The following is an 11589-nucleotide window of genomic DNA, read 5'->3' as shown; positions in this document are numbered from 1 at the left end:
CTGCGGCGGTCGGCGCTGCATCGGCATCTCGTTCGTCGCGCAATCCGACCACGATGCCGCCTCCGGTGTCCCGTCCGCGCGGCGGTCGTCCACACGCATCCGCTGCCCGCAGCGGATGCGTCCATATCCCGCTCGCCACGCGGCTACCGCTCGGGAATGGTGAGTTCACGGCCGCGGTAGAAGTCTTCCTCCTCCTCGACCACGTACGGTGCCATGGCCTCACGCCGCTGCGCCTCCGACTCGGAGCCGCGCCAGGAGTCGCATGCCTCCCTGGAGTCCCAGAACGACACACCGGTGATCTGCTGTCCGTCCTCGGACCAGTACGCGAAGGCGCGGAGCAGACCCGATGGGTAGGGGGCCGGCCGCCACGCATTCTCGAAGTCCTCCAGGGTGCCCGGCTGAAGTCGGCGCGTCGTCACCCAGACGAAGTGCTCCTGCATCGAAGACTCCTCCACACGACCGGTTCGGATCGGCTTGCCCGCCGCTCTTCGACCACCGTAGATCCGGAGCGCTGCTTCTGCCTGCTCGGCGGGGTTCGATCCGGGATCCGTGTGGGTGCGGCAGGAGCGGGAACACGATGGGCATGGTCGGTGACACGGACGAGGAGCGGCAGGCGCGGCGGCAGGGCGAGAGCGGGCACCGGGCGGTGCCGCACACCGCCGATGTGCGGGTCGAGGCGTGGGGTGCGACTCGGGAGACGTGCCTGGCGGAGGCAGTACTGGGAATGGTGGAGTGCTTCGCCGATGTGTCCGCCGTACGGCCGGCCGCCGTGGAACGGGTGCGGCTGGTCGAGGGCTCTGACGAGGATCTGCTGACTGCATTGCTCGAGGAGGTCATCTACCGGCTGGAGGTGGCGGGCCGGGTGCCGGTGGACGTGGAGGCGGACGCCCCCGAGGAGGGCCTGGAGGTGCGGCTGGCGCTCGCCGAGCTGGCCGACGTGGAGATCGTCGGTGCCGTGCCGAAGGGCGTCTCCCGGCACGAGCTGCGCATCCGTCCGGATGCCTATGGCTGGTCGTGTGCGGTGACGATCGACGCGTGAGGCCAGGGAGCGCGACGCCGCAGAGACACAGGACCCGGCGGTGGCCTCAGCCCTTGACCACACCCAGCGGGACCAGCCGGGCGACCGTGCGGCACAGCCCGGCGCGCTCGCTCGCCGCGACCACCGCGCTCACATCCTTGTACGCCTCCGGGGTCTCTTCGGACAGCCCGCGCCACGACCGCGGGCGCACGGCGACGCCGGCGCGCTCCAGGCGTGCCCCCAGTTCCCTGCCGGTGACGGTGCGGGCGGCCTGGTGGCGGCTCATCGTGCGGCCCGCGCCGTGGCAGGTGGAGTAGAAGGCGTCCCCGCCGGGCACCCCGGTGAGCACGTACGAGGCCGTGCCCATGGTGCCGGGGATCAGCACCGGCTGCCCGACATCCCGCAGGTCCTCGGGCAGTTCTGGGTGCCCGGGCGGGAAGGCACGGGTGGCGCCTTTTCTGTGCACGCACAGTCGGCGCCGTGTTCCGTCCGTGGTGTGGGTCTCGATCTTGGCGAGATTGTGGGACACGTCGTACACCAGGGACAGCCGGACCCCGGCGGCGCGGTCGAAGACCCGGCGTGCCGCATGGGTGAGCAACTGCCGGTTGACGCGGCCGTAGTTGGCGGCCGCGGCCATTGCGCCCAGGTAGTCGCGCCCCTCGGGCGAGTCCACGGGGGTGCAGGCCAGCTGCCGGTCGGGCACGGTGATGCCGTAGCGGGCCATCGCCTGGCCCATCGCTTTGACGTGATCGCTGCAGATCTGGTGCCCGAGGCCGCGCGAACCACAGTGGATCATCACGCACACCTGGTCGGCGGCGAGCCCGAAGGCGGCGGCGACCGTTTCGTCGTGCACCTCGGCGACCTGCTGCACTTCCAGGAAGTGGTTGGCGGAGCCCAGGCTGCCGACCTGACCGAGACCGCGCTCGCGTGCCCGCGCGCCGACCTGCATCACGTCGGCGTCGGCGACCGCCCCACCGTCCTCACAGCGCATCAGGTCGCGATCCTCGCCGTAGCCCTGCTCCACGGCGTACCGGGAGCCGCCCTCGAGGATGCGCTCCAGCTGCCCGGGGCCGCTCAGCCGCCACACCCCGCCGGGCCCGGCGCCTCGCGGGATGGCCCGGTCCAGGCCGTCCATCACCGCCCGTAGCGCGGGCTGGAGCTCCCGCCGGTCGCAGTCGGCGACCAGGAGCCGCACGCCGCACGAGATGTCGAAGCCGACCCCTCCTGGAGAGACGACTCCGCCGTCGTCGATGTCGGTCGCCGCAACGCCGCCGATGGGGAAGCCGTAGCCCCAGTGAATGTCCGGCATGGCGTACGAGGCGGCGACGATGCCGGGCAGAGTGGCCACGTTGACGACCTGCTCGAGGGATTTCTCGGCGTCGGCCAGCAGGTCCCGGGTGGCGAACACGATCCCGGGCACCCGCATGGGCCCGTGCCGTTCAATGCGGTAGCGACAGGCGCGTTCCTCGACCAGTTCCATCGCGGCCTCCTCGCCTCTGCTGTCGCCCTGGGACGGCGTCCGGGCGGCCGCTGCCGGGCGCGATCTGCCGGGCAGCTCAGCAGCGCGTCGAGCACTTCGGCGTCCCTCAGGCGCCTCGGTCTCCCCGTACCCCTGGCGTACCGACATGAACGTGCCTGGCCGGTGCAGACAGCAGGCCGGGCTGTACACCGCCCATCGCACGGCCGACCCCGCCGACGCTGCTTCGGCACGCACCGCCGGAGTGCGGCCCTTGCGTCCACACCGCCGCGGGCGAAGCCGTGTCCCGCGGGACCGCCGTGGAGCGCGCCGGGCCGAGTTGTACGGCCTGACGCTGCGGCGTGATGCGGTCGCCCGTCCGCGCATCGGGTCGCGGAGCAAGACTGGGAATGAGGGGACCGCGGTGATCTCCTGCGCGGACCCGCCATGACGCGGACGGGCATGTGGACGACAGCGTGACCGGCCGCAGGAGGCGATGATGAACAGCTCCGTAAAGATCGGACACGTTCTCGGGGTGCCGGTGCGGATCCACTGGACCGTGCCGCTGCTCCTGGTCCTGTTCGGGTACGGCCTCGGGGGCCAGACCCTCCCCGCCTGGCTTCCGGGAGCATCGACCGTGGCGTACGCGCTGGCCGGGTCCGTCGGTTCGCTTCTGCTCCTCGGGAGTCTGCTGGCTCATGAGGCTGCGCACGCGGTCACGGCTCGAAAGAAGGGGATACCCGTCCACAACGTCACGCTGTGGGCCCTGGGCGGAATGACCGAGATGGGCAGGCCCGGCTCGGCCGGCGTTGCCCTCATGGTGGCCTTCAGCGGGCCGCTCACCAGCCTGGTTCTCGGCGGAATCGCGCTCGGGGCAGGGGCCTGGCTGCATGCACTGACCGGCTCGTCGCTGCCGACTGCTGTTTCGGTGTGGCTCGGCTGGACCAATCTGATCCTTGGAGTGTTCAATCTGCTGCCCGCCGCTCCGCTCGACGGAGGACGGGTGGTGCAGGCCGTGATGTGGTGGCGCACGGGTGACCGGGACCGAGCGGAACGCGCGGCCGCGCGCGGTGGTCAGGTGCTGGGCATGCTGCTGATCGCCGCGGGGTGGATCTCGGTGCTGCGCGGTGCTCTGGGTGGTCTGTGGCTGGCGGTCATCGGCCTGTTCGTCGTGATCGTCGCCAATGCGGAACGGCAGCGCGCCCGCCTGGCCACAGCCGTTCGCGGCGTACGAGCGGCTGATGTCATGTCGAGTCCCGTGGAGACCTGCCCGGACTGGCTGACCGTGGAACACGGCGTCGAGGACGTGGCGATGAAAGCTCGCCACTCGGCGCTGCCGCTGCTCGATTTCGCAGGTCAGCCCAGTGGCATCGTCGACCTGTCGCAACTCGCGAAGGTCCCGGGTCCGCACCGGGGACGGCTGCGTGTGCGGGACGTTGCGACCCCTCTGTCGAAGTGCACGACGTGCGCTCCGGACGACCTCATGGACGGCGTACTCGAAAAGCTCCGGCCCAGCAGTGGCATGCGGATACTGGTGCGGGACGACGACCACCTCGTGGGCATCATCACCGCACGTGACTTCTCCCGGCTGGTCCAGCGCCAGGCGTTGCGCTCTGCCGGATCCGGTTGAGCCGCTCGGTCCCGGGAGCCCGCGCGGATCGATGGGGTGGCCGGATCCGGTGCTCATCTCCGCCAGCCGGGCCGTCAGTGCATCAGTACCGCAGGAGCACGCCGATCCCGTCCTCAAGGGGTGTCTCTTCCCGGGGGACGACGATCAGTTCGGCACCGGTGGTGACGGCGGCGTGCAGCAGGGCGGCGTCGGCGGGCTGCTCGTGGCGGCCGGTGGCACCGAAGCTCTGCAGGTCGGGGGCGGACAGGGTTATTCGGTCGGGGGCGGTGCCGAGCCGGATCGGGGGCCACTCCTCGACAGGTTGGTTGACCAAGAGGGCGTGGGCCCGGCCGCGTTGCAGGGCGGCGACGGTGGCGGGCAGGCCCTCGCTGCCGGCGTGGTGGCGGGCGCGCTGGGCAGCGAAGTCCTCCAGCCGGTCGCGGTCGTGAGCGGAGATGCGGCCATGGAAAAGGGCGGCGAGCTGGGGCTCGAGCATGACCCGGCCGGGCTCGACCTCCTGCCCGTTGCCGGCGACGGTGGCCACACGGTGGCGTACCGGGGCGGGCAGGCGGTTGACCAGGACACCGCGGGCCCAGTCATCGCCGCAGAGCACGAGAGTGTCGGCGTGGCCGTAGTCGATGAGGTGGGCCAGTTCTCCGGCGAGCCGCTCAGCCTCGTGGGGCCACTGGTGGATCGGCATGCGCCGGCGGAAGACGGAGCGGGGAGCGACCACACTGCTCGGCCAGCGCCCGGTCTGCAGCTCCACCCGCAGATCCTGAGAGGCGATGTCGATGCCCTGGGAAGCGGCGCGGGTGAGAACGGCGGCGGCGTAGGGGATGTCGGGGGCATGTTGCAGCGCCAGGGGCATGACGTCGGGAAGCAGGGCGTAGCTGCTCCTGTCCGTGGAGGGAGGTTGGGGCAGCTCCTCGGTGAGTACCAGTTCGCCGTGAGTGGCAAAGAGCGCTTGGCCGTGGCGGCCGGGCAGGTCGGCGTCGGTGCCGACCGCATCGGCGAGGGCATCTGCGGTGGCCGGGTCGGCGCCGAGCTCGATCAGGTCCAGGCGGGCGTGGCGCCGGTGCACCTCAATCGCCTTGTCCGGGTCGGGGATGTCCCGGGATGTGTCGGCGTAGACGGAGGCGTACGGGCCTGGCCCGGCGTACAGGGGGACAAGGAAGTTCAGCCTCATGAGGTTCCTTCCTTACCCCGGTCCGGACTGCCTGCCGGGTGCCCGGAGCCCTTCCGGGCAAACCCACTGCCTTGCGCGCAGCAGATGGACGGCGACACGTGGGCTCTCGACAAGCTGCGGGCAGCCCACTCGGGGTGATGACGCTATCCGGCAGGCGTGTAGGTCCGTCCCTCGACGCCCCACTCGCCCACGTCGGGCGTCAGCCCGGCGTCGATGGCCCGGATGGTGGGCCGTCCGATATGGGCGTAGACCAGCCGCCGGACTCCATGGCGTGCGGCCTGTGCGCCGACCTCGCGGACGGCCGCGTGGCCGCCGACGCCGCCGCGGAAGCGGATCGGCCGCTCCCACGAGGCGGCCTCGGCGAACATCAGATCCGCGCCCGAGGCCCAGGCGGGGAACTCCCAGAACTCCGGCGCCCACACCGCCGTCGAGCCACCCGCCTCGATGCGGTAGCCGTACGCGGGGTGCGACGTGTGCACAACGGGATGGCGGGTGATCCGCAGACCGGCCGCCTCCAGGCTCTCCGCCTGCGGTTCGACGCCCCGCTCGGCGGCCAGCCGCCGCAGCGCCGAACGCAGCTCCGCCTGTTCGTCGGTCACCAGCCAGGCGGCGAGCCGCGGGGGTGGGTCGGCGCCAGGGCCGCCGTCGAATGCCACCTGCAATCTCCCGTACCGCAGCAGCAGGCCGGCCGGGGCGAACCGCGGCGAATTCATCGCCCCCACTCCGAGCAGGGTCAGCCGTAGCCGCCTGGCCATGCCGCGCACCTCCCACTCGCCCATGTGGCCATTCGACACCACTCTTGCCGAGGCATGGACAGGCTGCCGGTCAGAGGCTTTCCTGGATACACCCCGTTCGCAGGGCCGCCTCGCCAAGGGGGCACCGGTGTACGACACGATGCGCGTGGAGCTGGAGGCCACCGGGCCCGGCATCTGCCGGGTGACCGTGGCCGGGGAACTCGACGTCGCCACGGCCGGGGACGTTCGCAACGTCCTGAACGCCGCCATGGGCAGTTACCGGCAGATCGTGGTGGATCTCGGCGCCTTGCGGTTCTGCGACTGTTCGGGGCTCAGCGCGCTGCTGGCCGCCGCCCGCACTGCCCGGGCCCGCGGCGTGGAGCTGCGGCTGCGAGCCGTCCCGCACTACCTGGCCCGCATCCTGCGACTGTCCGGCACCCGCGGCGCGTTCACCATCGAATCCGGGCCGGTCCAGGCGGCAGACCAGCCGTGAGGCCGAGCACCGGACAGCCGAACCAGCCCCCTCGCACACCGTCCCGGTGCCGATGCCGACGACCCGCTCACCACGCCAGGCCCCGGAAGCGCATCGTCCCTGCGCGGTCCTCGTCGTGCGTACGCCGGGACCACGGCGTCCCGTTGCCACTGGCAGAAGGCACGTCATGGCAGGCGGCCATCGTTTCCACCTCGATCAGGACGGCCACTCCGTCACGGTTCCGGTCGGCGGCGCGCACGCGCCGAGGTCGAGGTGCTCGTGCCCCTGATCCGCCCCGACCGGCCACGCAGCACGGCCCGTCGCCCACCCTGCTGGTCCGTCGCCGGCTCCGCAGACTCCTGCGCCGGGGGACGCGCCGCATGCCGGGGCACCACCAGGGCATGTGACGATCTCGTTTCGTGTCACGCGCAACCCGCGGCAAGCCGGTTCAGGCCGTGCCGGGGGCGGCGCTCGCGCCGTCGGACCGACCACGACCGTACTTCGCGAGCGCCTGGAAGGCAGCTTTGGGTTCCCACGGCAGGCGCCGCGGTCCGGCCGGCGGCGCTTCAGCCGTCCGGCGGGGTATCGACTCTGTGGTCACAGCCATTCGGAAGGGCCCGCGCGACCGGCGGGGGCGAGGGCCGCGCCCGCACTTCCGGTGGACACGAAGGGGCTGCTCAGGCTGGTGGGGACCGGCCTGCGGGGGCACGCTGGAGAGGCACCGGCTACGCGCACCCCGCTCGCGTGAAGGGAACTCTTGATGATCCAGATCGCGGATATCCGTGAGTGGCGCACCCACGACGTCGTCGACGCAGGCGGTCGCAAGATCGGCACGTTGGAAGCGGTCTACGTCAACACCAGCACGGACGAGCCGGCCATGGCCACCGTCCAGGTCGGCCTGCCCACCCGGCAGCGCCTGGTCTTCGTCCCCCTGGACGGCGCGGTCGTGGGACCGGGCTACGTCAAGGTGGACTACGACAAGGCGCTGGTGAAGAAGTGCCCCGCCATCGGCACTGACGACGTGCTGCCCGCCGAGGACGAGCCCGCGGTGTTCGAGCACTACGGCCTCACCTATCGGCCGGGCGCCAACGGCGAGCGCCAGCTCGCCCGCCGCTGAACCACTGGAAGGAGGGTCCGCTCGTGACGCTCTTCCTGACGCTCGTCGTCGTGGCGATCGCGCTGGGCATCATCGGCGCCGTCGCCGAAGGGCTGCTCTACTTGCTCGTCATCGGCATCGTGCTGTTCCTCGGCGCCCTGTTCCAGCTCGCGATGCACTGGCGGCGCGCTGGACGGCGCCCACTTCGCTGAGACCGCGCGGGTCGAAACCGCACCCCATGCTCAGCGGCTCCGGCGGTGCGTGCGGGCCGTTCCGCGCAGGGTGGCCGCGCCCAGTGCGGCCCATGCGCCCGCCGAGCAGGCGGCCATGAGGCGTCTGCCTCGGTCGTCGAGCAGCGTTCCGAAGATCAGCGCGTCCGATGCGTCTGCCGCGACCCGGCAGGCAGTGGTCAGACGCAGTGCGCGCGGATCGCCGGCAAGCAGCATGGCGGTGCAGATAGCGACGTCCCGGGCTCCGATCGACCGGATCAGCAGGGCGGTGGGAGGCGGGACCCGGCCGGCCTCGTCGGTCAGGCCGCACGGTCGCGCCAGCCATTGGGGGCGCGTCGTGATCGCCACGCCGAAGGCGGCGGTCGCCGCACCCAGCGCCCGGTTCAGCAGCACAGACATCACCCGCTCCTCTCGCCGGACGTTTTCGGGTACCCCCACGACGGGGTCTTCAGCCCCGGGACGGGCGGGCTGCCGGCGCGCTCGACGGCATTCCACCTCCGCGCGTTCCGCGAGGCCGGCGGGGGTGGAATGTTTCACCCCACCCGTTCCGTGCCGTGACCGTTGCGGGGAGCGGCGCGGCCCCGGATGCTGAGGGCACCGCTTCGCCGGGTGACCGCGGTTGCCAGACCGCCCGACTGCCCGCCGGCTCCGGGATCACCACCGCATGCGCTCGCGTGCACGCACGTCTCACCGTGCTTCTCACACCATGGGGGAACCATGAACGCCCGTATCCGTCCGTCTCGCACCACTGCGGCCGCCGTCGCGGCGGTCGCCGCCGTCGCGGGCCTCGTGGCCGCATCGGTGCCCGCCGCCGCGGCCTCCTCCACCGCGCCGCGATTCCTCGCGCCCAAGCAGCTGCCGCCGCACCCGGCTTCGGCCTGGTACGCCGGTCCGGTCACGTCCGGACAGCCCGACCCGCTCCCCATGTGCGTGGGCCCGTCACTGCCCTCCATCTCCCAGCACCGGCAGTACTGGACCGAGTTCGACACCAACGCGCTCCAGGTGACCGTCGTCGAACGCAGCGCCACCCGCGCGAAGCAGCTCGCGGCGCTGTGGCAGAAGAACCTGACCGAATGCGCCGGCGAGCTCATGGAGCAGGACCCCGACGTCACCGCAACGGCGCGGGACTACGGCCGGCTCGACGTCGAGGAAGGCGCCCATGTCTACGGCATCCACACCCGGCACACGTGGGGCGCTTCCGACATCGCGCTCTTCTCCGTCGGCCGGGACGACAGGACGGTGACGTTCGTCCGCTGGGCGCAGATGGGCACCTTCGAGCACGCCCAGGTCGCCGACTTCAAGAAGACCACGGTCACGGCCGTGAACAAACTGCACTGAGCCCGTCGCCCAGCAGTCGTCCCGGGGTCCCGACGAGGGCTCGTCAGGGGCAGAGGTGCCTGGACGGGCACGCGCCGTCGGCCATCGCATCGCCGTGGTGGTCCATACCGGTCACCGGGGCCACCGGTCGCGCCGGGGAGGCGACTTCACGGCACAGCGTGTGGGCGCCCAGGCACGGGACGGTGGTCTGCGCAGGTCAGGTACGCGGCGCGAGGCGCGAGGCGGCCCGTGCGGAGCGGGGCACTCGTGCCCTAGGGAACGGAATGCCCAAGTCCTTGAGTGAAGGCACGGGTTGCGGCCTCCGCCGAGGTCGCGGCCGGCGCAGGCTCTCCCGGCCGGCGGGCACTCTCCCCTCCCACGTGCCCGTTCCCGGCCTCGCCGGCGCGTTCACGGACCGGGGACGCACCTCGCCTCCCCTCGCTGTGCCGCACCCGCTCGTGGTTCAGGGGATTGCTGAGCCGCGCGGTGTCGCGGTGTCGAGCTGTTGCGTTTTCAACCGGACGGACCGATTTCCGCCTTGTTCGCCCTGTGTGCCGCGCCCGTACTCTGGCGTCGTCCTGGCCCCGCCCTCATCAGTGGGGCCATCAGGAACTGGGGGAGAACCGATGCGCATCCGCATGCTCGCGGTCGTTGCCGCGACCGCCGCCGCACTGCTGGGCACGGTGGTGCCGGCCGCCGCCCAAGCCGGCCCGAACAGCGACAGCAAGGCCGCACAGACCGAGCTCGCCGGCCGCGCGTTCGCGGAGCAGGCCGAGACCGCGAACCTGACGCAGGCGCAGACCGCCTCGCTCCAGGCGAAGGTGGACCGCTACGTGAAGAAGACCGGGGGGACACAGGTCGCACTCAACAAGATCGACCTCGACGGCCGGGGCGAGCTCCTGGTCACCGTGCCCGGCGAGCAGCACCCGAGGGACTTCGCCTCGGGCGACGGCAGCCGGATGGCGGCCGACCCATGCCTGGAAGGCGCCGTCTACAGCGGCTGGTTCTGCGCCTACAGCGGCCAGACCTACCAGGGCGACGCCCTGCGCTGGTACTACTGCGGCAAGCGGTCCATGCCCTGGGGAGGCTACGGATCGTGGATCAACGACCAGACTCCCGGCACCCGGGCGACGTTCTACAACAGCAGCGGGGGCGTCCACTACGTCACACCCGCACCGTACGCCTCGTCCCGCAGCTACTACTGGACACCTGTCTGGCACATCAGGAACTGCTGACGGCCTGACAACGACGCACCACAGGTGAGCCCGGAGGGGCTCCGGCCACAACGGCCGGAGCCCCTTCCCGTACGCCCGGAGCCACGTTCACAACGCCATGGTCTCCGAAATGATGAGGTCGGTCACCGCCTTCAGGCCGCCTTCGGCCAGGGCCCGCCGCTGCCGGTCGGCCGGCGTGCCCTGCTGGAGCAGCCGGTGGACGAGTGAGACGACCTCCCGGGTGTCGCCCGCGGCGTCCAGCGCGGGCGTGATGTGCTCCATCAGCTGCGCGACGACGTCACCGGCGCTGCGGCGCTCGCCGGCCGCCATGATCAGGCTGCCGCCGAGGCCGTGACGGGCGGCCTGCCAGTTGGCGGCCTGCATCACCTCCGGAGCGATGGGGGGCACGGGCGTGTCCGCTTCGGCCTCGCGGATGGCCGTGGTGACGAGCGCCCGCACGATGCCGGCGAACATGACCGCTTCGTCGGCACGCAACTGCACGTCCGGACAGCGCACTTCGACGGTCGGGAAGCGGTCCGAGAGCCGGGCCTGCCAGTACAGCTGCCCGGTGTCGCGGATGATCCCGCTGTCCAGCAGTGTCCGCACTCGCTGCTCGTGGTCCGCGTGATCGCCGAAGACGGGCGGGGGCCCGCTGATCGGCCAGCGGCCGAAGACCACGGTGCGCCAGCTGGCGAAGCCCGTGTCATGCCCGTCCCACAACGGCGAGTTCGCGGACATGGCGACGAGGACCGGCAGCCAGCCGCGCAGACGGTTCAGGACCGCGACGCCGACCTCCGGGCACGGCACGGCGGTGTGAATGTGCAAGCCGTTGACCAGTTGCTCGGCGACGAGCTGCGGGGCCTGCACCTGAAGAGCGCGATACCGCGACTGCTCCGTCACCAGGCCCGAGTCGGCCCCCCTGCGGGGCGGTGTGCCGCAGGCGGCCAGCCGGCATCCGTTCGCCTCCGCGGCGGCTCCCACCGCGTGCCGCAGGCGCAGCAGGTGTCCGCCTGCCTCCTTGAGTTCGGTGCAGATGGCGGTCGCGACCTCGACCTGTACCTGCAGGAGCTCGGACTGCAGCTCCTTGGCGTCCACGAGCGGGGCGAGACCGGCGGCCGCCCGCACCTGTTCCGCCAACGGCACGGGCACTCCCGTGTCCGGGTCGAGCAACAGGTACTCCTCCTCCACCCCCAGGGTGACCGGCTCCACACAGGCCTCGCAGCGTTGCATCGTAGGAAGTCAGGACGCTCACGCCCT

At 71.7% G+C, this 11589-nt stretch carries 13 protein-coding genes; 7 read left to right on the top strand and 6 right to left on the bottom strand.

The window, feature by feature from the left end:
• Positions 1-143: 143 nt before the first annotated feature.
• Positions 144-440, bottom strand: a complete 297-nt coding sequence (locus ACF08N_RS16060) for a hypothetical protein (RefSeq protein WP_392325225.1) — start codon at positions 438-440, stop codon at positions 144-146.
• Positions 441-583: 143 nt separating this feature from the next.
• On the opposite strand from ACF08N_RS16060, the gene ACF08N_RS16055 reads away from it, so the two are divergent.
• Positions 584-1039, top strand: coding sequence for an archease (locus ACF08N_RS16055; protein ID WP_392325389.1), 456 nt, complete (start codon positions 584-586; stop codon positions 1037-1039).
• A gap of 46 nt (positions 1040-1085) precedes the next feature.
• On the opposite strand, the gene ACF08N_RS16050 is transcribed toward ACF08N_RS16055, so the two are convergent.
• Positions 1086-2498: an RtcB family protein gene (locus tag ACF08N_RS16050; RefSeq protein WP_392325224.1), complete on the bottom strand. Its 1413-nt coding sequence runs from the start codon at positions 2496-2498 to the stop codon at positions 1086-1088.
• 475 nt (positions 2499-2973) lie between these two features.
• On the opposite strand from ACF08N_RS16050, the gene ACF08N_RS16045 reads away from it, so the two are divergent.
• Complete coding sequence (locus ACF08N_RS16045) at positions 2974-4104, top strand: site-2 protease family protein (RefSeq protein WP_392325223.1); 1131 nt, start codon at positions 2974-2976, stop codon at positions 4102-4104.
• Positions 4105-4186: 82 nt separating this feature from the next.
• Here ACF08N_RS16045 and ACF08N_RS16040 read toward each other — a convergent pair whose 3' ends face one another.
• Entirely contained in the window at positions 4187-5269 is a 1083-nt protein-coding gene (locus ACF08N_RS16040; RefSeq protein ID WP_392325222.1) for a hypothetical protein, read from the bottom strand.
• Between the two features lie 143 nt (positions 5270-5412).
• Entirely contained in the window at positions 5413-6048 is a 636-nt protein-coding gene (locus ACF08N_RS16035) for an MBL fold metallo-hydrolase (RefSeq protein WP_392325221.1), read from the bottom strand.
• A gap of 103 nt (positions 6049-6151) precedes the next feature.
• Here ACF08N_RS16035 and ACF08N_RS16030 point away from each other — a divergent pair, with 103 nt between their 5' ends.
• The 3 genes from ACF08N_RS16030 to ACF08N_RS16020 all read left to right on the top strand — a co-directional run bounded on the left by ACF08N_RS16030 (position 6152) and on the right by ACF08N_RS16020 (position 7783).
• On the top strand, positions 6152-6496 hold the full coding sequence (locus ACF08N_RS16030) for an STAS domain-containing protein (RefSeq protein WP_392325220.1): 345 nt from the start codon (positions 6152-6154) through the stop codon (positions 6494-6496).
• 739 nt (positions 6497-7235) lie between these two features.
• On the top strand, positions 7236-7592 hold the full coding sequence (locus tag ACF08N_RS16025; RefSeq protein ID WP_392325219.1) for a PRC-barrel domain-containing protein: 357 nt from the start codon (positions 7236-7238) through the stop codon (positions 7590-7592).
• 23 nt (positions 7593-7615) lie between these two features.
• On the top strand, positions 7616-7783 hold the full coding sequence (locus ACF08N_RS16020) for a hypothetical protein (RefSeq protein ID WP_392325218.1): 168 nt from the start codon (positions 7616-7618) through the stop codon (positions 7781-7783).
• A 30-nt stretch (positions 7784-7813) separates the two neighbouring features.
• Here the strand turns inward: ACF08N_RS16020 and ACF08N_RS16015 are convergent, their stop codons facing one another.
• Positions 7814-8200, bottom strand: coding sequence for a hypothetical protein (locus ACF08N_RS16015; RefSeq protein ID WP_392325217.1), 387 nt, complete (start codon positions 8198-8200; stop codon positions 7814-7816).
• 318 nt (positions 8201-8518) lie between these two features.
• Between ACF08N_RS16015 and ACF08N_RS16010 the strand changes: the two genes are divergently transcribed.
• Together ACF08N_RS16010 and ACF08N_RS16005 are read left to right on the top strand one after the other, a co-directional pair.
• Entirely contained in the window at positions 8519-9139 is a 621-nt protein-coding gene (locus tag ACF08N_RS16010) for a hypothetical protein (RefSeq protein ID WP_392325216.1), read from the top strand.
• A 605-nt stretch (positions 9140-9744) separates the two neighbouring features.
• Positions 9745-10353: a hypothetical protein gene (locus ACF08N_RS16005; RefSeq protein ID WP_392325215.1), complete on the top strand. Its 609-nt coding sequence runs from the start codon at positions 9745-9747 to the stop codon at positions 10351-10353.
• A gap of 87 nt (positions 10354-10440) precedes the next feature.
• On the opposite strand, the gene ACF08N_RS16000 is transcribed toward ACF08N_RS16005, so the two are convergent.
• The gene (locus tag ACF08N_RS16000) at positions 10441-11562 is read right to left on the bottom strand and encodes a glutamate--cysteine ligase (RefSeq protein ID WP_392325214.1); all 1122 of its coding nucleotides are present in this window, start codon (positions 11560-11562) and stop codon (positions 10441-10443) included.
• Positions 11563-11589: the final 27 nt, after the last annotated feature.

The sequence above is a fragment of the Streptomyces sp. NPDC015127 genome (genome assembly GCF_043080095.1).
Taxonomy (GTDB): Bacteria; Actinomycetota; Actinomycetes; order Streptomycetales; family Streptomycetaceae; genus Streptomyces.
This window is presented reverse-complemented; position numbering and strand designations above follow the sequence as displayed.

Excerpts from the sequence above, each read along its gene's own strand:
- ACF08N_RS16035 (WP_392325221.1), bottom strand. The coding sequence starts at position 6,048 with ATGGGCGAGTGGGAGGTGCGCGGCATGGCCAGGCGGCTACGGCTGACC.
- ACF08N_RS16005 (WP_392325215.1), top strand. The coding sequence starts at position 9,745 with ATGCGCATCCGCATGCTCGCGGTCGTTGCCGCGACCGCCGCCGCACTG.
- ACF08N_RS16050 (WP_392325224.1), bottom strand. The coding sequence starts at position 2,498 with ATGGAACTGGTCGAGGAACGCGCCTGTCGCTACCGCATTGAACGGCAC.
- ACF08N_RS16060 (WP_392325225.1), bottom strand. The coding sequence starts at position 440 with ATGCAGGAGCACTTCGTCTGGGTGACGACGCGCCGACTTCAGCCGGGC.
- ACF08N_RS16000 (WP_392325214.1), bottom strand. The coding sequence starts at position 11,562 with ATGCAACGCTGCGAGGCCTGTGTGGAGCCGGTCACCCTGGGGGTGGAG.
- ACF08N_RS16040 (WP_392325222.1), bottom strand. The coding sequence starts at position 5,269 with ATGAGGCTGAACTTCCTTGTCCCCCTGTACGCCGGGCCAGGCCCGTAC.
- ACF08N_RS16045 (WP_392325223.1), top strand. The coding sequence starts at position 2,974 with ATGAACAGCTCCGTAAAGATCGGACACGTTCTCGGGGTGCCGGTGCGG.
- ACF08N_RS16015 (WP_392325217.1), bottom strand. The coding sequence starts at position 8,200 with ATGTCTGTGCTGCTGAACCGGGCGCTGGGTGCGGCGACCGCCGCCTTC.
- ACF08N_RS16010 (WP_392325216.1), top strand. The coding sequence starts at position 8,519 with ATGAACGCCCGTATCCGTCCGTCTCGCACCACTGCGGCCGCCGTCGCG.
- ACF08N_RS16055 (WP_392325389.1), top strand. The coding sequence starts at position 584 with ATGGTCGGTGACACGGACGAGGAGCGGCAGGCGCGGCGGCAGGGCGAG.
- ACF08N_RS16025 (WP_392325219.1), top strand. The coding sequence starts at position 7,236 with ATGATCCAGATCGCGGATATCCGTGAGTGGCGCACCCACGACGTCGTC.